This window comes from Cellulomonas marina, from assembly GCF_900111925.1.
In the GTDB taxonomy this organism is placed as follows: domain Bacteria; phylum Actinomycetota; class Actinomycetes; order Actinomycetales; family Cellulomonadaceae; genus Cellulomonas; species Cellulomonas marina.
This window is the reverse complement of record NZ_FOKA01000002.1, coordinates 242174-261036: the sequence shown is the minus strand read 5'-3', so window position 1 is coordinate 261036 and position 18863 is coordinate 242174. Positions and strand designations below refer to the sequence as shown.

Below are 18863 nucleotides of genomic sequence, written 5' to 3'. Positions count from 1 at the left end.
GTGCCGGACGCGGCACGGGCCCCGGTGTGGTCCGGAGCCCGTGCCGCGCGGGTGGTGCGACCGATCAGGCCGGGCGCATCAGGCCGGGCAGGCGGAGGTGCCCTTGGCCATGACGCCGCCGGCCGAGCTGGCGTAGAAGAAGCCGTTCGTCGGCTCGGTGCTGGAGGCGTTGGTGACGCGGAAGCAGAAGCCGCCCGTCGTCGTCGACACGGCGTAGGAGTTCAGGCCGTTGCCCTGGCTGATCCGGGCGGTGTCGGTGATGGCGCCCGTGGCCGCGCCGTCCGTCAGCGTGACGGTGGTGCCGCTGACGTTGAGGGCGGTCGGGTACTTGCCGTTGTCGGTGTAGTAGCTCTCGATCACGGTGGCGACGTTCTTGAGGTCGCCCTTGATCGCGGCGTCGACGGCCTTCTTGCGCTGGTTCATGAACACCGGGATGGCGATGGCCGAGAGGATGCCGATGATGATGACGACGACGAGGAGCTCGATGAGCGTGAAGCCCTTGTCCTTCTCGTCCAGAGACCTGCGAACGCGAGCGATCATGCCCGTCCTCGATTCTTGAGCGTGCCTGGCCTGGGTCGGTGGGCGACGGCTGTGCGCGCGCCCACCGTCCCCATCGGCGCGGGGGCGACGGACCTGAGGCATTCCGCCCGGAAGCGGACGCGTTCACCCGCCGTCCAGCCGCCACCGCGGCCGCGCGCCGGCGACGCTCAGCCGACGAGGTCGAAGACGCCGAAGATGGGCATGTAGAGGGCGACGATCATGCCGCCGATGAGGCCGCCCATGACGACGATCATGATCGGCTCGATGAGGCTCGTGAGCTGTTCCGTCGTCGTCTCGACCTCCGCGTCGTAGAAGTCGGCGACCTTCTCCAGCATCGTGTCGAGGGCACCGGTGTCCTCGCCGACCGCGATCATCTGGACGACCATCGGCGGGAACACCCGGTGCTGCGACAGCGGCCCGGCGAGCGTGCGCCCGCTGCGGACGGAGTCCTGCACGGCGCGGGCGGCACGCTCGACGACGACGTTGCCGCTCGTCTCCCCCACGATCTCCAGCGCCTGCAGCAGCGGCACGCCGCTGGCGAGCATGACGCCGAGGTTGCGGCAGAACCGCGCGATCGCGATCTTGCGCGTGAGCAGCCCGAACACCGGCACCCGCAGGACGAGGGGCTCCACCCGGTCCCGCACGGCGCGGTCGTGGCGGTGCCGGTGGTACCAGGCCGCCCCCAGACCGGCGACGACGGCACCCGGGGCGGCTCCCACCTTCACGACCCCGGACAGCCCGACCAGCGCCTGCGTGACGACCGGCAGCTCCCCGCCGAGGGAGGAGAAGATCCCCGCGAACACGGGGACGATGAACAGCAGCATGCCGACGACGGCGAGCACGGCGATCGCGAGCACCACGGCCGGGTACGTCATCGCCGAGCGGACCTTGGCGCGCAGCGTCAGGTCTCGCTCGAAGGTCGCGGCGACGGACTGCAGGGACCGGTCGAGGAACCCGCCGACCTCCCCCGCCCGCACCATGTTGACCATGAGCGGCGGGAAGACCGCCGGGCGGCGGCCGAGCGCCGTCGACAGCGCCACCCCCGCCTCGACGTCGGCCCGCACCTGCGCGACGACCTTGGCCAGCGGCCGGGACTCGGTCTGCTCGGCGAGGATGCTGAGGGCGCGCAGGAGCGACAGGCCGGCGCTGATCATGGTGGCGAGCTGCCGCGACAGCACCGCGACGTCCTTCAGCCGGATGCGGTCCCCGAGCCCCGGCAGGTGGAGCTCCGCGTGCAGGCCGCCGGTGCGGACCTCCTCGACGGAGACCGCCGCGAGGCCCATCTCCCGCAGCCGGGTCGCGACGACCACCTGGTTCGGGGCGTCGACCCGGCCCTTGACGAGCTTCCCGCGGGCGTCGCGGACGGTGTAGGCGAAGGTGCGGGTCCCACCCGCCGGCGCGGCCATCAGGCGCCGACCAGCGGCGCGGAGGTGCGGCCGGTCAGGCGCCCGTAGTCCTCGACGTGGTGGCACGCGGCCAGGCCCGTCTCGTACGTGATGGTGCCCGCCCGGACGAGCTGGGCGAGGTGCTGGTCCATGGTGTGCATCCCCTGCTGCGCGCCGGCCTGGAGCGCGGAGTAGATCTGGTGGGTCTTGCCCTCGCGGATGAGGTTGCGGATGGCGGGGGTGGCGACCATGACCTCGGTCGCCACGGCGCGGCCCGGGTGGTCGGCGCGGCGGCACAGCGTCTGGCTGACCACGCCCTGGAGGGCGCCGGCGAGCTGCGTGCGCACCTGCGCCTGCTGGGCCGTCGGGAACACGTCGACGATGCGGTCGACCGTCTGCGCGGCGTCCTGGGTGTGGAGGGTCGCGAGCACGAGGTGGCCGGTCTCGGCGGCGGTCAGCGCCACCTGGATCGTCTCGAGGTCGCGCAGCTCGCCGACGAGGATGATGTCGGGGTCCTGGCGCAGCACGTGCTTGAGCGCCGCGGCGAAGGAGTGGGTGTCCGTGCCGACCTCGCGCTGGTTGACCAGGCAGCGCTTGTGCCGGTGGAGGAACTCGATGGGGTCCTCCACCGTCATGATGTGGTCCTCGCGCGTGCGGTTGGCCAGGTCGACGACCGCGGCCAGCGTCGTGGACTTGCCCGAGCCGGTGGGCCCGGTGACGAGCACGAGCCCGCGCGGCAGGCCGGCGAAGGTGCCGACGACGGCCGGCACGCCCAGCGCCTCGAGCGGCGTCACCTCGAAGGGGATGAGCCGGAACACCGCCCCGACGGACTCGCGCTGCTGGAAGAGGTTGAGCCGGAACCGGGCCAGGTCGCGCACCTGGTGGGACAGGTCGAGCTCGAGGTCGGCCTCGAACGTCTCGCGCTGCCGCTGGGTCAGCAGGCCGAAGAGGCTCCGCCGCAGGCCCTCCGGCCGCAGCGGCCCGTAGCCCTCCAGGGGCTGCAGGTCCCCCGACAGGCGGATCATCGGCGGTGCGCCGGCCGTGAGGTGCAGGTCGGAGCCCCCCCGGCGGACCGTCTCGCGCAGGACGGCCTCGACGGGCACGTCGTCCTCGGCGCTCCCCTGCCCGAGCGCGACACGCCCGCCGGGGACGCCCGCGGGCGTCGGGGAGAGGGTGGGCACGAGGGCCGGCACGGTCGGCACGGGTGCCGGGGCGAGGGCGGGCACGGCGGACGAGGTCGCGGCCGCCGGGGGCCGGTCCGGCAGCGGGCTCCAGGTCGCGAACGGGGCGTCGTCGCGGTGGTCGCTCACGGCATCTCCTCCTGGCCTGGTGCCGCACCGCGGCGGTGCGCGACCGGCGGCCCGGCACGCGTCCCCCGGCCCATCGGCCCGGCGCGGGCGCTCCTGAGCCGTCGGGGTGTCACCGTCGGGATGTCACCGTCCGGCCCACCGAGGACGCCTCAGGCGACGACGCGCAGGATCTCCTCGAGCGAGGTCAGCCCCCGCACGACCTTCTCCCAGCCGTCCTCGCGCAGCGGCCGCATGCCCTCCGCCATCGCCGCGGCGGTGATCTCCGCCGACGAGGCGCGGGCCACCGCCAGCAGCTCGATCCGCTCGGAGACGGTCATCACCTCGTGCAGCGCGATGCGCCCGCGGTACCCGGTGCGGGAGCACGCAGGGCAGCCGACGGGTCGGTGCAGCAGCGGCACCGGCTCGCCCGGCAACCACGGGAAGCGCGCGCCGTCGAGCTCGGCCTCGGTCGGCTCGTAGGGCACCTTGCACCGCTCGCAGAGGCGCCGGGCGAGCCGCTGCGCGACGACGGCGTCGAGCGCCGACCCGACGAGGAAGGGCTCGATGCCCATCTCCGTGAGCCGGACGACGGCGGACGGCGCGTCGTTCGTGTGCAGCGTGGAGAGCACCATGTGGCCGGTGAGCGCCGCCTCCACCGCGATCTGCGCGGTCTCGTGGTCGCGGATCTCGCCGAGCAGGACGATGTCCGGGTCGGACCGCAGGATGGACCGCAGGGCACCGGCGAAGGTCAGGCCGGCCTTGGGGTTCACCTGCACCTGGCTGATGCCCGGCAGCCGGTACTCCACGGGGTCCTCGACGGTGATGACGTTGACCTCGGGCCGCGAGACCGCGTTGAGCGTGGCGTAGAGGGTGGTCGACTTGCCGGACCCGGTCGGCCCGGTGACGAGGATCATCCCGTACGGCTTCGTGTACGCCGAGCGGTAGGTCCGCAGGTTGTCGTCGAGGAAGGACAGCTCGCGCAGGTCCAGGCTCGCCGTGGAGTTGTCGAGGATCCGCAGGACGATCTTCTCGCCCCAGACGGTGGGCAGCGTCGCCACGCGCAGGTCGATGGTCCGGCCCTGGTGCGTGACCGACATGCGCCCGTCCTGGGGGCGGCGCTTCTCGGCGATGTCGATGTCGGCCATGATCTTCACGCGCGAGACGACGCCGCCCTGGATCGACTTCGGCGAGCGCTGCGTCTCGTGCAGCACCCCGTCGATGCGGTACCGCACCCGCAGGTCGTGCTCGGTCGGCTCGATGTGGATGTCGGAGGCGCGGTCGGTGATCGCCTGCGTGACGAGGAGGTTGACGTAGCGGACGATCGGCGCGTCGTCGTCGACCATGTCCCCGAGCGTCGACAGGTCGGCCTGCGGGTCGCGCTGGCTCTCCTCGAACGCCGACGAGAGGTCCTCGATCTCGTCGTCGGCGCGGCAGAACCGGTCGATCGCCCGGACGAGGTCGTCGTGGGTGGCGACGACGGTGACGACGGGACGGCCGGACACCGCGCGGACGTCGTCGACGGCCAGGACGTTGCCGGGGTCGGCGGTGGCGAGCACGAGCGAGAGCCCGTCGAGCGCCACCGGCAGCACGGTGTAGCGCCGGCACAGCGCGGCCGGCACGAGGGTCACCGCCGTGCGGTCGACCGGGTAGCCGTCGAGGTCGACGAACGTCATGCCGACCTGCAGCGCCAGCGCCCGCGTCAGCCCGCCCTCGGACAGCACACCCTGCGCGACGAGCGAGCGCCCGAGCGACGTGCCGCGCACGAGCTGCTCGTCGAGCGCACGCAGCAGCTGCTCCTCGGTGATGAGGCCTTCCTCGAGAAGGATCTCCCCGAGCTGCTTCACGTCCGCTCCTCGCCGCTCCCGCGGCCCGCTCCGGACCACCCGTCCGGCCGATCGGCAGCACGGCCCGGTCCCTGAGGGACCGGTGCCGCCGGAGGTGCCGAGATCAGGCGCCGGTGCCGACCAGGTGACGCGTCAGGGCGTCGTCCATCACCGCGAGCGGGGCCGGGCGGCCCGTCATGAGCCGTACCTGCTCCACCGCCTGGTGCAGCAGCATGCGCTCCCCGCCCACGGCGGTGCCGCCCACGGCGCTCCAGGCCGTGCCGAGCGCCGTCGGCCGCGGGTCGTACGCGCAGTCGAGCAGCACCCCCCGGCACGGGACCGCGGCGGCCGCCAGGGCCTGGGCCAGCTCGTCGGCGCCGTGCGCGGGCAGCGTCGAGACGACGACGTCCGCCGCCGGGAGCAGGTCGGTCGCCGTGCTCCAGGCCCGCAGGTGGGGGTGCAGCCCCATCCGCTCGGCCGCCCGGAGCAGGGCTCCGGCGCGCCCGGGCGAGCGCACGACGACGTCCGCCTCCGTGACGCCGAGCTGCGCCAGCCCGGCCAGGGCGGACGCCGCCGTGGCGCCACCGCCGAGCACGACGCCGCGACGGCCGTCGGCCCGGTCGGCCGTCCCGAGGCCCTCGGCCAGCGCCGTCACGAGCCCGTGCACGTCGGTGTTGAGGGCGACGAGCTGCGGGCGCGTCCGACCCGGCTGCAGCAGCACCGTGTTGGCCGCGCCCACCACGCGCGCGAGCGGGTCGACGTGGTCGACGAGGTCGAGGAGCGCGTGCTTGTGGGGCATCGTCACGGACAGGCCCGCCCAGCCGTCGTCGAGCGAGGCCAGGAGGGCCGGCAGGTCCTCGGGCAGCACGTCGAGCCGGTCGTAGCGCCAGCCGTCGAGCCCCAGCGCCGCGTAGGCGGTGCCGTGGAGCAGCGGAGACAGGGAGTGCGCGACGGGGTGGCCGACGACCGCGGCCCGGCGGGGGCTGGTCAAGCCTGGTGCGGTCATGCGGGCGTCGTCAGCTGTTCTCGGCGAGCCACTGCTGGTACTGCGCCTTGCCGGCCAGGAACTCGTCGTTGCTGTCGGTGAAGATCGTCTCGCCCGTGTCCAGGTCCACCGTGATGAAGAACAGCCACGGGCCCTCGGCGGGCGTGATCGCGGCCTCGATCGCGGCCTGGCCGGGGTTGGAGATCGGGGTCGGCGGCAGCCCGAGCACCCGGCGGGAGTTGTACGGGTCATCGCTCTCGAAGTCGGCGGTCGTGAGGTCCATCGCCGACTTGCCCAGGCCGTAGGCGTTGATGGTGTCCATGCCCAGCGGCCAACCGCGGTCGAGCCGGTTCTGGATGACCCGGGCCACCCGGCCGTAGTCGTCGACGTCGCTGACCTCCTTCTCGGCGACGGAGGCCATCGTGAGGACCCGCTGCCGGTCGGTCGCCGCGACGCCGAGGCCGTCGAGCACCGAGACCGTCTTGCCGACCATCTGCGTGAGGACCCCGGCGGCGGTCGCGTCCGGCGCCACCTCGTAGGTCGCGGGGAAGAGCCAGCCCTCCACGGCGCCGCCCGCCTCCGCCGGCAGACCGATCGCGGCGGGGTCGGCGGCGGCGGCCTGCAGGTCGGCCAGCGGGATCGTCGTGATCTCGGAGACCCGCGTGAGCACCTGCTGCACCGTGAGCCCCTCCGGCACGGTCACCCGTGTCGTCGCTCGGCTGGCCGGGTTGAGCAGGGCGACGACGGCGTCGGTCGCCCGCATCTCGAGCAGGAGGTTGTACGTGCCGGGCTGGATGCCCTGCGCGTCGGGGTTCGCCGCGTACGCCGTGGAGAAGGCGCGGGACGTGGCGACCACGCCGGCGTCGGCCAGCACCTGGCCCATGTCCGCACCGGTGGCGCCCTCCGGGATCGTCACCTGCGCCGACGGACGGCCGGGACCCGGGTAGTCCTCGACCGCCGCGGTCGTCGAGCCGCCGTCGCGGACGTCGGACAGCACCGTCCAGACGCCGTAGGCGCCACCGCCGACGAGCAGCAGCACGACGAGGACCACCACGAGCGAGCGCCGCCGACGCCGGCGCCGCTGCGCCTCCTGCGCCCGCGCGCGGGCACGGCTGCGCCGCTCCCCGAGCGGCTCCTCCGCCTCGAAGAAGCCGTCCCTGGGGTCACTGCGTACCGTCGTGCCCTGCGTGCCGTCGTCCACCGTGCGTCTCCCGGTCGTCCGCGCTGCTCCGGGCCCCGGGCCCGTCCCCCTGCCTGCTCGTGCTGGCTGTGCTGGTGCTGCTGCTCCCCGTCCCGGTGCTGCCGGTCCTGATGCTGCCCTGCCGCGGCCGGACCGCCTGCCCGGCGCGCCGTCCCGTCGCACGTTCCGTGTCGAGGGCCCCCGTGAGGATGACCACGGCGGCGGCCTGGTCGACCACCTGCCGCTGCCGCCGGCCCGGTCGGCCGGCCTCGCGCAGGGCCCGGTGCGCCGAGACGGTGCTCATGCGCTCGTCGACGAGACGCACCGCCACGGGGGCCACGGCGCTCGCCAACACCTCAGCGTACGCGCGCGCCATGCCGGACGACGAACCCTCCGACCCGTTCAGGTGGCGCGGCAGCCCGACGTACACGACCTCTGCACCCCGCTCGCGCACCTCGGCCACGACCGCGGCGACGTCGGCCGCGCCCCGCTCGTCCCGCGGCAGCGTCGCGACCGGGGTCGCGACGATGCCGTCGGGGTCGGACGCGGCCAGGCCGACGCGGACGGTGCCGACGTCGACGGCCAGCCGGGCGGCGCGGGGCAGGCCCTCCCCCGGCCCGGCGGGCGTCGGCGTCAGGAGCGGGCTCCCGCCGACACGGCGTCGACGACGGCGACCAGCGCGCCGGGCAGCGCCGAGGTGTCCTGGCCACCGCCCTGCGCCACGTCGTCCTTGCCGCCACCGCCGCCGCCGAGCACGCCCGACGCGACCTTCACCAGCGCGCCGGCACGCGCGCCGGCCGCCCGGGCGGCCGCGTTCGTCGCCACGACGACCACGGGCCGGCCCTTCGCGGCGCCGCCCACGGCCACGACCGTCCCCGCCGCCTCGCCGAGGCGCGAGCGCACGTCGAGCGCGAGGGTGCGCAGGTCGTCGGCACCGGAGACCTCGCCCGCGTCGTGCGTGACGACGCGCAGGCCCCCGACCTCGACCGCCCCCGCCGCCAGGGCGCCGGCCTGGGCCAGCACCTGCGCCTGGCGCAGCGCCGCGAGCTCCTTCTCCGCGTCCTTCAGCCGCGTGACGAGGGACGAGACCCGGTCGGCCAGGTCGTCCGGCCGCGCGCCGAGCAGGCCCGAGAGCTGCCCGACGAGCGCCCGCTCCTTCGCCTGGTAGCCGTAGGCACCCGCCCCGACGAGCGCGTCGACGCGACGCACGCCCGACCCGATCGAGGACTCGCCGAGCAGCGTCACCAGCCCGATCTCGCCCGAGCGGCCGACGTGCGTGCCCGCGCAGAGCTCGCGCGACCAGTCCCCGCCCACGGACACGACGCGGACCCGGTTGCCGTACTTCTCGCCGAAGAGCGCCATCGCGCCGAGCGCGCGCGCCTCGTCGATCGGCATGACGGCGTCGGTGACCTCGAGGTCGTCCTGGAGCCGGCTGTTGACCCGCTCCTCGATCTCCGCCAGCGCCCCGGCCGGCACGGCTGCGCCCGAGCGGAAGTCGAAGCGGACGCGGCTGGGCGCGTTCTCGGACCCCGCCTGCGTCGCCTGGTCGCCCAGCGCCTCGCGCAGCGCCTTGTGGACCATGTGCGTGGCCGTGTGCGCGCGCGCGATCGCGCCGCGGCGGGCCGTGTCGATCTGGGCCACACCGCGCTCGCCGAGCGTCAGCGTGCCGTCGACCAGCCGCCCGCGGTGCACGGACAGGCCCTTGATCGGCGCCTGCACGTCGTCGACCTCGACGAGGGCGCCACCCTCGAGCGCGATGGTGCCCTGGTCGGCGAGCTGGCCGCCGGACTCCGCGTAGAACGGCGTCACGTCGAGCACGACCTCCACGTCGGCGGGGGCCGTCGCGGTCGGCGCCGGGACGCCGTCGACGAGCAGGCCCACGACCGTGGAGCTCGCGGTCGCGTCGGTGTACCCGACGAAGCGCACGGGCGCGCCGTCCGCCCCCGCCGCCGCGGACAGCTCGCCGTGCAGGTCGCGGTAGGCGGAGGTGTCCGCGTGGCCGGTCTTCTTGGCGAGCGCGTCCGCGCGCGCCCGGGACCGCTGCTCCGCCATGAGCGTGCGGAACGCGGTCTCGTCGACCGCGACGCCGTGCTCGGAGGCCATCTCCAGCGTGAGGTCGATCGGGAAGCCGTACGTGTCGTGCAGCGCGAAGGCCTGCTCGCCCGACAGCAGCGGACCGGTCGCCGCCGGCGCCTCCTGGGCCTTCCGCACGGCGCCCTCGAGGATCGTCGTGCCGGAGGTCAGCGTGCGCAGGAAGGCGTCCTCCTCCCCGTAGACGACGCCGGAGATCCGGTCGAAGTCCGTCGCCACCTCGGGGTAGGACGGGCTCATCGCGTCCCGGCTGACGGGCAGCAGCGAGGGCAGCACCGCCTCGTCGACGCCGAGGAGGCGCATGGAGCGGACCGTGCGGCGCAGCAGGCGGCGCAGCACGTACCCGCGGCCCTCGTTCGACGGGCGCACGCCGTCGCCGACGAGCATGAGGCTCGAGCGCACGTGGTCGGCCACGACGCGCATGCGCACGTCCTGCTCCTCGTCGGCGCCGTAGCGACGGCCCGTGATCTCCTGCACCCGCTCGATGACGGGGAAGACCTCGTCGATCTCGTAGATGTTCTGCTTGCCCTGCAGCAGGAACGCCAGCCGCTCGAGCCCGGCGCCGGTGTCGATCGCCTTCTGGTCGAGCTCCCCCAGGAGCGGGTAGTCCTTGCCGGTCCCCTCGCCGCGGACGTACTGGTCGAAGACGAGGTTCCAGAACTCGAGGTAGCGGTCGCCGCCCGGGTCGACGGTGCCGCCCACCGCCTCGGGCCCGTACTCGGGGCCGCGGTCGTAGTGGAACTCCGCGCAGGGGCCGGCGGGGCCGGGCTGGCCGGTGTCCCAGAAGATCTGCTCGCGCGGTAGCCGCACGACGTGCTTCGGGTCGACCCCGACGCTCGCGAGGGCGTCCCACGCCTCGGCGTCCTGGTCCCACGTCGTCACCCAGATGCGGTCGCCGTCGAGACCGTAGCCGCCGCGCTCGACCGGTGTCGTGATGAGCTCCCACGCGAGCTCGACAGCGCCCTGCTTGAAGTAGTCGCCGAAGGAGAAGTTGCCGTTCATCTGGAAGAACGTGCCGTGCCGGGTCGTGCGGCCGACGTTCTCGATGTCGTTCGTGCGGATGCACTTCTGCACGCTCGCGGCCCGCGGCCAGGGTGCCTGCTGGGTGCCGAGGATGTAGGGGATGAACGGCACCATCCCGGCGATCGTGAAGAGGATCGACGGGTCGGGCGAGATGAGCGGCACGGAGGGCACGACGGCGTGCTCCTTGCTCGCGAAGTAGTCGAGCCAGCGCTGGCGGACGTCGGCGGTGCGCATGGGGGTCCTCGTCGTCAGGGGTCGGGCGTGGCGGGGCGTCATCAGCCGTCGGCGTGACGGCGGGGCGTCGTCGCGGCGTCGTCGTGGCGGTGGCCGGTCGACGCGGGACGGTCAGAAGAAGGGGTACCGGTCGTCGTCGTCGGGGTCGTCGGTCGGGGCGTCGGACCAGCCGGCGCGACCGCGCCGCCCGGGCGCCCCGGCGCCGACGGCCTGCCGGTCGCGGCGCTGCCGGCGCAGGGCGTCGACGTCCGTGTCGCCGAGGAGCCGGGCCTTGAGCTCCTCCTCGCGCTCGGCGAGGGCGACCGCGAAGTCCTCGCGAGCCAGCTCGAGGGCCGCGGACCAGCGGCTGACGTCGCGCAGCACGTCGCGCGCGGCCGGCGGGACGTGGGCGTCGACGGCAGCGCGGGCGCGGCGCGCGACCACGACGGTCGCCACGGCGCCGGCCCCGGCCCACAGCAGGCCGCGGATCACGACCGCGTCCCCGCAGTGGCCGCGGTGGCACCACCGGCGGCCGGTCGCGGCGCGGCGGCGGGCCCACCGGCGGCAGGGCCACCTGCGCGCTCGAGCAGCGTGGCCAGCGCGCGCCGTGCGGCGTACGAGAAGGAGGCGACCTTGATGAGCGGCGTGCCGACCGTCGCCGCGACGAGCGCGGTGAGCGCCGAGACGTTCTCCGAGACCTGGGCCGCCGACGTCGTGACGGTGTCGACCTTGCCGAGCTGGGCGTTGGTCGACGCGATGACGCCCGCGGCCTCGTCGATGACGGGCAGGGCGTGGTCGGTCACCTCGCGCAGGGAGTCGCGCAGCCCGTCGACGACGCGGCCGACCTTCGTGAGGACCATGCCGAGCATGGCGACGAGCACGACGAACGCGATCGCCGCCAGCAGGCCTGCGATGTCCCCGACCGACATGACGTGCTCCTCCTGGTGGTGCTGGTGGTGGTGCTCAGGCTGCGACGGACCGACCCTACCCGGCGGCCGGGCGGCGGACGCACGACGACGCCCCGCCCGCGCAGCGCGCGGACGGGGCGTCGGAGGTGCCGGGACGGCTCGCGTCAGCGGGCGTAGTACTCGACGACGAGCTGGACCTCGCAGGTCACGGGGACCTCGGCGCGCTTCGGGCGGCGCACCAGCGTGGCGGTGAGCTTCTCGAGCTGGACGTCGAGGTAGCCGGGGAGCGTCGGCAGCACGTCGCGGTGCGCGCCGGCGGCGGCGACCTGGAACGGCGTCGTCGTCTGGCTCTTCGGCTTGATCTGGAGGGTCTGGCCCTCCGTCACGCGGAAGGACGGGCGGTCGACGATCTTGCCGTCGACGAGCACGTGGCGGTGGACGACGACCTGGCGGGCCTGGAGGATCGTGCGGGCGAACCCGGCGCGCAGCACCAGGGCGTCCAGACGCGTCTCGAGGTCCTCGACGAGCGCCTCACCGGTCAGGCCCGGGGCCTTGCGGGCGGCCTCGTACGCACGGGCGAGCTGCTTCTCCCGCAGCGCGTACTGCGCGCGCAGGCGCTGCTTCTCGCGCAGCCGGACGGCGTAGTCGGACTCGGTGCGACGACGCGCGCGGCCGTGCTCGCCGGGCGGGTAGGGGCGCTTCTCGAAGTGCTTGACGGCCTTCGGCGTGAGGGCCAGGCCGAGGGCGCGGCTCAGGCGGACCTGGCGGCGCGAGCGGGTGACGCTGCTCATGGGTGTGCTGCTCTTCCTGTCGTGGGACGTCACACCCGCGGCCGTCCGAGGGACGCGGGCGTGGGGCCGACCGTGCGCGCACACCCGTCCCCGTCCGACGTGGAGCGGAGGGCGGGAGGTGGGACCGTGCGCGGGCTGAGACCCCAGGGGCCGTGGGCGGGCAGGACCCGCCGCACGAACCGGTCAAGACTACACGGTGCCTGGGACTACACGGTGCCCGGGGTGCCCCCCGCCAGGATCTGCCGGATGCGCGCGAGGCGGTCGGACACCTGCCGCTCGTACCCCCGGTCGCTCGGCTCGTAGTACCGCGCGCCGTCGAGCACCTCGGGCAGGTAGGTCTGCCGGGCGACGGCGTGCGGCTCGTCGTGGGCGTAGACGTAGCCCTGCCCGTGGCCCAGCGCGCGGGCCCCGGCGTAGTGGGCGTCGCGCAGGTGCGGCGGCACGGGTCCGATCCGTCCCGCGCGCACGTCCGCCAGCGCGCGGTTCAGCCCCTGGTAGGAGGCGTTCGACTTGGGCGCGGTCGCGACGTGGACGACGGCCTGGGCCAGCACGATGGCCCCCTCCGGCATGCCGATGAGCTGGACCGCCTGGGCGGCGGCGACAGCCGTCTGCAGGGCGCTCGGGTCGGCCATGGCCACCTCCTCCGAGGCCGCGATGACGATGCGCCGGGCGATGAACCGGGGGTCCTCCCCCGCGGCGACCATGCGCGCCAGGTAGTGCAGCGCGGCGTCGACGTCCGAGCCGCGCATCGACTTGATGAAGGCGCTGATGACGTCGTAGTGCTGGTCGCCGTCGCGGTCGTAGCGCACGGCGGCCACGTCCACGGCGCGCTCCACCGCGGCCAGGTCCACCTCGACCGGCCGCGGCGCGTCGCCGGTCCGGTCGGCGCCCCGGCCGTCGTCGGCCACCGTCACCGGCGCCGGCGCGTCGGCCAGGACCGCGCCGGCGGCGGCCTCCAGCACCGTGAGGGCCTTGCGCGCGTCGCCGCCCGCCATGCGCAGCAGCTGGGCCTCCGCCTCGTCCGTGAGCGCCACGGCCCCGCCCAGCCCGCGCTCGTCGGCCACGGCCCGGCGCACGAGCCGACGGACCTGCTCGTCGTCGAGGGGGCGCAGGGTCAGCAGCAGCGACCGCGACAGCAGCGGGGCGTTGACGGAGAACGACGGGTTCTCCGTCGTGGCGGCCACGAGGGTCACCCACCGGTTCTCGACGCTGGGCAGCAGCGCGTCCTGCTGGCTCTTGGTGAAGCGGTGCACCTCGTCGACGAACAGCACGGTCTCGGACCCGTCCGCGGTCAGGCGGCGCCGGGCGTCCTCGACCACGCCGCGCACGTCCTTGACGCCCGCGGTGACGGCCGACAGCTCGACGAAGCGACGGCCCGACGTCGCGGCGACGAGGTAGGCCAGCGTCGTCTTGCCCGTGCCCGGCGGACCCCACAGCACCACCGACGAGGGCTGCGCCCGGCCCGGCGCCGCGGGCTCCACGAGCCGGCGCAACGGCGAGCCGGGGACGAGCAGGTGGTCCTGGCCGGCCACCTCGTCGAGCGTGCGGGGACGCATGCGGACCGCGAGGGGCGCGGCCGCCGAGGGCGCGGGCACGCCCACGGCGCTCGTCGCCAGCGCGTCGAAGAGGTCCACGCGGGCGAGCCTACGCAGGGCCGCCGACATCCCCGCCGGGACAGCCGGCGCCGACGTCCCGGCGCCCGCCGCGCAGCCCCGTGGCAGCATGACCGCCGTGTTCGCCCGCCTCGGCCGCGCCGTCGCCCACCACCCGCGCACGACGGTCGTCGTCTGGGTGGTGCTGACCGCGCTGGCCGCGGCCCTCGCCGTCGGCGGCGTCCACGGCGAGACGCTCTTCGACCGGCTCTCCACGGGTTCGCCCGGCGTGCCGGGCAGCGAGAGCACGGCGGGTGAGGAGGTCCTCGCGGCGTCGTCCCCGGACGCCGCCTCCCTCACGCTCGTCGTGCAGGACGTCGACCCCGCCGCCCCGGGCCTGGCGGCCGCGCTCGCGCCCGTGCGCGAGGGCCTCGTGGCGGTGCCCGGCGTCGCGGGCGTCATCGACCCGTTCGTGCTGCCCGGCGGGGCGGCGGACCCGGCGGCCGCACCCCTGCTGTCGCAGGCGGGCGACGGGTTCCTCGTCGTCGTCGAGCTCGAGCCCGGCCTGACCGACGACCGGCGCGAGGCGGCCCTCGACACGGTCGCCGACCGGCTCGCGGCGGTGCCCGCGCAGCTCGGGGACGCCGCCCCGGGGGCGACGGGCCTCGTGGGCGGGCCGAGCCTCGTGGTGGAGGACATCACGGACCAGGTCGAGGAGGACCTGCGCACGGGCGAGGCCGTCGCGCTGCCGGTCGCGCTCGTCGTCATGGTCCTCGTCTTCGGGGGGTTCCTGGCCGCGGCGATGCCCATGGCGGGCGCGCTGGCGGCCATCGCGGGCGGGCTCGGGACGCTGCTCGCCTTCTCCTACGTGCTCGACGTCGACGCCTCCGTCGTCAACGTCGTGACCGTCATGGGCCTCGGGCTGTCCATCGACTACGGGCTGCTCGTCGTGTCGCGGTACCGCGAGGAGCTGCACCGGCGGCTCGACGGCGCGTCCGCGGGCGCGGCACGCCGGCGGCGGCACGACGCGCTCGTCGCCGCGGCGGTCGAGCGGACGATGGCCACGGCGGGTCGCACGGTCGCGTTCTCGGCGCTGACCGTCGCGATCGCGATCAGCGGCCTGCTGCTGTTCCGTCCGACGATCCTGCGCGCCATCGGCGTCGCGGGCGTCGCCGTGGTGCTCGTCGCCGTGGCCACGGCGCTCACGCTGGTCCCGGCGCTGCTCGCGCTGTCGGGGCGGCGGCTGGCGCGGCCCGGGCCGCTCACGCGCGTGCCGGTGCTGCGTGCCGTGCTCGCGCGCGCCTCGGACGTGCAGCGCGACGAGGGCGGCTTCTCCGCGCTGGCCCGGCGGGTGCAGCGCCGGCCCCTGCTCGTCCTGCTGGGGTCGCTCGCGCTGCTCGTCGTGCTCGCCCTGCCCGTGCTCGGCCTGCAGCTGCGCATCTCCGGCACCGAGCTGCTGCCCGCGTCGAGCACGCAGCGCACCTTCGTCGAGACGCTGGCGGAGGAGTACCCGGGGTCGAGCTCCCCCGCCGTGACCGTCGTCGCCCGGGCCACGCTGGAGGAGGCGCAGCCGTGGGCCGAGGGGCTGGCCGACCTGCCCGGGGTCGCCTCCGTCGACCCGCCCGTCCCCTCGGGCTCGCTCGTGCTCGTCGGCGTGCGGCCGGAGGCGGCGGACCCGGGCGGGCCGGCTGCCGTCGAGGTGGTGCGCGAGGTGCGCGCCGTCGAGGCGCCCTTCGAGACGTGGACGCTCGGGCAGGCCGCGGCGCAGGTGGACTTCACGGCGGCGCTGGCCGAGCGGGCGGGGGCGGCCGCGCTCGTCGTCGCGCTGGCCACGCTCGTGCTGCTGTTCCTCATGACCGGGTCCGTCGTCATCCCGGTCAAGGCGCTGCTGACCAACGCGCTGTCGATCGCGGCGTCGCTCGGCGTCCTCGTCTGGGTCTTCGGCGAGGGGCACGGGGCCGACCTGCTCGGCTTCACCCCGACGGGCGGCGTCGAGACCTACGTGCTGGCGCTGGTCATCGCGTTCGCCTTCGGGCTGGCGATGGACTACGAGGTCTTCCTGCTCTCGCGCGTCGCGGAGCTGCACGACGAGGGCGTGCCCACCGACGAGGCCGTCCGGCGCGGCCTGCAGCGCTCCGGGCGGATCATCACGTCGGCCGCCGCCATCATCGTCGTCGTCTTCGCGGGGTTCGTCGCGGGGCAGCTCGTCGTCATCAAGCAGGTGGGGTTCGCCCTGGCCGTCGCCGTGCTCGTCGACGCCACGGTGGTGCGGCTGCTGCTGGTGCCGGCCACGATGACGCTGCTCGACCGGTGGAACTGGTGGGCGCCGCGCCCGCTGCAGCGCCTGCACGCCCGGCTGGGGCTGCGGGACTGATGGCGGTGGACGGGCGACGAGAGGCCCGTCAGGCGCAGCCCGGAGCGGGCACCGGCCGCAGGCTCGCGAAGCGCGCGTGCGTGCGGAAGCCGAGCCGCTCGTAGACGCGCCGGGCGGCGTCGTTGTCGGCGTACAGGCCCAGCGAGACGAACGCGGCGCCCGCGGCGAGGGCGTCGCGCGTGGCGGCCGCCGTGAGCGCGCTGCCCAGGCCGCCCCGGCGCCGGTGCGGCCGCACGCCGAGCCCGTGCAGGTGCCACGTCTCGCGGGCCCCGGGCCCGGGGCGGCGCTCGGCGCCGACCACGGCGTCGAGCGTGCCCTCGGGCCCCTCGACGCCCCACCAGCCAGCCGTGCCGGGCGCCAGCGGGTCGGCCGTGCTGCGCGGGTTCGCCTCCTGCAGGCACGCGCGGACGGCGTCGGCGTCGGCGGCCGGGTCGAGGGGACGGACGGCGACGTGCGCGGGCGGTGCGGGCGCCGGACCGTCGGTGAGCATCCAGTCCCAGGTCGACGACGGGCCCACGCCCGCCCGCTCGAGCGCGGCCGCCGGCAGCTCCGTCCCGCGCGGGACCGTCAGCACGGCGACCGAGCCCGGCGCGAGGTCCGCCAGGGCCGCGGGCGCCAGCACCGCCACCGCCGCCGGGTCGCCCAGCGCCGTCACGCGGTGCGGCGCCGGCGACGTCACCACCACCGCGGCGCCGTCACCCGTCACCCGGCTGCCGAGCCACTCCTGGCGGCGCTGCACGAGCATCGGGTCGGCCCGCCAGGCGGCCGGCACCTCGTCGAGCAGGTCCGGCCCCGTCCCGGACCGCACGCTCACGCCGCCGGGGCGCCGCCCGCCGCCCCGCCGTCGGTGCTGTCGTCCGTGCTGCCGTCCGTGCTGCCCGCCCGGCCGCCGCCCGGCGCCGGCGGACGCGCGTCGACCCCCGCCTCCTTGCGCTGCTGGGCCGTGATGGGCGCCGGCGCGCCGGTCAGCGGGTCGTAGCCGCCGCCGGACTTGGGGAAGGCGATGACGTCGCGGATCGACTCCGAGCCCGCCAGCAGCGCGACGATGCGGTCCCAGCCGAAGGCGATGCCGCCGTGCGGCGGGGCGCCGAAGGCGAACGCGTCGAGCAGGAAGCCGAACTTCTCCTGCGCCTCCTCCGGGCCGATGCCCATGACCTCGAAGACGCGGGTCTGGACGTCTCGGCGGTGGATACGGATGGACCCGCCGCCGATCTCGTTGCCGTTGCAGACGATGTCGTAGGCGTACGCCAGGGCCTCGCCCGGCGACTCCTCGAAGCGGTCGACCCACTCCGGGGTCGGGGAGGTGAAGGCGTGGTGGACCGCGGTCCACGCACCGGCGCCGACCGCGACGTCGTCGTCCTCGCCCGTGGGCTTGAACAGCGGCGCGTCGACGACCCACACGAAGGACCACGCGCTCTCGTCGAGCAGCCCGCCGCGCCGCCCGATCTCGAGGCGCGCGGCGCCGAGCAGCGCCCGGGCCGAGGACGCCGACCCGGCGGCGAAGAACACCGCGTCCCCGGGCGAGGCGCCGACGGCGGCCGCGAGCCCGGCCCGCTCCTCCTCGGTGATGTTCTTGGCGACGGGACCGGCCAGCGTGCCGTCCTCGGCGATCGTCACGTACGCCAGGCCCTTGGCCCCGCGCTGCTTGGCCCACTCCTGCCACGCGTCGAAGCCGCGGCGCGGGGTCGCGGCGCCGCCGGGCTGCACGACCGCGCCGACGTAGGGCGCCTGGAAGACGCGGAAGGGCGTGCCCGCGAAGTAGGACGTGAGGTCCGTCAGCTCGAGGCCGAAGCGCAGGTCGGGCTTGTCGCTGCCGTACCGCGCCATCGCGTCGGCGTAGGTCATGCGGGCGATGGGCGTCGGGATCTCGACGTCGATGAGCTTCCACAGCGCGACGAGCACCTGCTCGCCGAGCGCGATGACGTCGTCCTGGTCGACGAAGCTCATCTCCACGTCGAGCTGCGTGAACTCGGGCTGGCGGTCGGCGCGGAAGTCCTCGTCGCGGTAGCAGCGCGCGATCTGGTAGTAGCGCTCCATGCCGGCCACCATGAGCAGCTGCTTGAACAGCTGCGGCGACTGCGGCAGGGCGTACCAGGAGCCCGGCGCGAGGCGGGCGGGCACGACGAAGTCGCGGGCGCCCTCCGGCGTGGACCGGGTGAGGGTCGGCGTCTCGACCTCGACGAAGTCCTGCGCGTCCAGCACCGCGCGGGCGGCGGCGTTGGCCTTCGCGCGCAGGCGCAGGGCGCGCGCCGGGGCGGGCCGGCGCAGGTCGAGGTAGCGGTGGCGCAGGCGCGCCTCCTCGCCGACGGGCTCGTCGAGCGCGGTCGACACCTGGAACGGGAGCGAGGCCGACTCGTTGAGCACGACGACCTCGGTCGCCGTCACCTCGACCTCGCCCGTGGCCAGGTGCGGGTTCTCGTTGCCCGCGGGGCGGCGGCCGACCTCGCCCGTGACCTGCAGGACGTACTCCGCGCGCAGCCCGTGGGCGACGGCCTCGTCGCGGATCACGACCTGCGCGATGCCGGAGGCGTCCCGCAGGTCGACGAAGGCCACGCCCCCGTGGTCGCGCCGGCGGTCCACCCACCCGGTGAGGGTCACGGTGGTGCCGATGTGCTCGGCGCGCAGGGAGCCGGCGGTGTGGGTGCGCAGCACGGGAGGTCCTTCGGTCG

The 18863-nt window shown here is 75.3% G+C and carries 15 protein-coding genes; 1 reads left to right on the top strand and 14 read right to left on the bottom strand.

Annotated features, from left to right (window positions below):
- Nucleotides 1-78 precede the first annotated feature (78 nt).
- From BM048_RS03730 to BM048_RS03675, 12 genes are all read right to left on the bottom strand, one after another.
- Nucleotides 79-540 (bottom strand): type IV pilin protein, encoded by a 462-nt coding sequence (locus BM048_RS03730; RefSeq protein WP_090030886.1) that lies wholly within the window; start codon nt 538-540, stop codon nt 79-81.
- Between the two features lie 167 nt (nt 541-707).
- On the bottom strand, nt 708-1946 hold the full coding sequence (locus BM048_RS03725; protein ID WP_090030885.1) for a type II secretion system F family protein: 1239 nt from the start codon (nt 1944-1946) through the stop codon (nt 708-710).
- Nucleotides 1946-3235 (bottom strand): type IV pilus twitching motility protein PilT, encoded by a 1290-nt coding sequence (locus BM048_RS03720; protein ID WP_239078832.1) that lies wholly within the window; start codon nt 3233-3235, stop codon nt 1946-1948. The genes BM048_RS03725 and BM048_RS03720 overlap by 1 nt, the downstream gene beginning before the upstream one ends.
- A 149-nt stretch (nt 3236-3384) precedes the next feature.
- Nucleotides 3385-5058: a GspE/PulE family protein gene (locus tag BM048_RS03715; protein WP_090030884.1), complete on the bottom strand. Its 1674-nt coding sequence runs from the start codon at nt 5056-5058 to the stop codon at nt 3385-3387.
- Nucleotides 5059-5161: 103 nt separating this feature from the next.
- Nucleotides 5162-6043, bottom strand: a complete 882-nt coding sequence (locus tag BM048_RS03710; RefSeq protein ID WP_090030883.1) for a shikimate dehydrogenase — start codon at nt 6041-6043, stop codon at nt 5162-5164.
- A 10-nt stretch (nt 6044-6053) separates the two neighbouring features.
- Nucleotides 6054-7223 carry an endolytic transglycosylase MltG gene (gene mltG, locus BM048_RS03705; RefSeq protein WP_090030882.1) on the bottom strand — a complete coding sequence of 390 codons (1170 nt, stop codon included), beginning with the start codon at nt 7221-7223 and terminating at the stop codon, nt 6054-6056.
- Nucleotides 7186-7731 (bottom strand): Holliday junction resolvase RuvX, encoded by a 546-nt coding sequence (gene ruvX / locus BM048_RS03700; protein WP_425319170.1) that lies wholly within the window; start codon nt 7729-7731, stop codon nt 7186-7188. Before ruvX ends, mltG begins: the two co-directional genes overlap by 38 nt.
- 104 nt (nt 7732-7835) lie before the next feature.
- Nucleotides 7836-10550 (bottom strand): alanine--tRNA ligase, encoded by a 2715-nt coding sequence (gene alaS / locus BM048_RS03695; RefSeq protein ID WP_090030881.1) that lies wholly within the window; start codon nt 10548-10550, stop codon nt 7836-7838.
- A 111-nt stretch (nt 10551-10661) separates the two neighbouring features.
- Entirely contained in the window at nt 10662-11021 is a 360-nt protein-coding gene (locus BM048_RS03690) for a hypothetical protein (protein WP_239078833.1), read from the bottom strand.
- On the bottom strand, nt 11018-11458 hold the full coding sequence (locus tag BM048_RS03685; RefSeq protein WP_090030880.1) for a DUF948 domain-containing protein: 441 nt from the start codon (nt 11456-11458) through the stop codon (nt 11018-11020). The genes BM048_RS03690 and BM048_RS03685 overlap by 4 nt, the downstream gene beginning before the upstream one ends.
- Before the next feature lie 143 nt (nt 11459-11601).
- Entirely contained in the window at nt 11602-12228 is a 627-nt protein-coding gene (gene rpsD / locus BM048_RS03680) for a 30S ribosomal protein S4 (protein WP_090030879.1), read from the bottom strand.
- Nucleotides 12229-12434: 206 nt separating this feature from the next.
- Nucleotides 12435-13862, bottom strand: coding sequence for a replication-associated recombination protein A (locus tag BM048_RS03675; RefSeq protein ID WP_090030989.1), 1428 nt, complete (start codon nt 13860-13862; stop codon nt 12435-12437).
- Between the two features lie 88 nt (nt 13863-13950).
- Here BM048_RS03675 and BM048_RS03670 point away from each other — a divergent pair, with 88 nt between their 5' ends.
- Nucleotides 13951-16194 (top strand): MMPL family transporter, encoded by a 2244-nt coding sequence (locus tag BM048_RS03670; RefSeq protein ID WP_090030878.1) that lies wholly within the window; start codon nt 13951-13953, stop codon nt 16192-16194.
- 28 nt (nt 16195-16222) lie between these two features.
- Here BM048_RS03670 and BM048_RS03665 read toward each other — a convergent pair whose 3' ends face one another.
- Nucleotides 16223-17008, bottom strand: coding sequence for a GNAT family N-acetyltransferase (locus BM048_RS03665; protein ID WP_090030877.1), 786 nt, complete (start codon nt 17006-17008; stop codon nt 16223-16225).
- Nucleotides 17005-18846 (bottom strand): aspartate--tRNA ligase, encoded by a 1842-nt coding sequence (gene aspS / locus BM048_RS03660; protein ID WP_090030876.1) that lies wholly within the window; start codon nt 18844-18846, stop codon nt 17005-17007. Before aspS ends, BM048_RS03665 begins: the two co-directional genes overlap by 4 nt.
- Nucleotides 18847-18863: the final 17 nt, after the last annotated feature.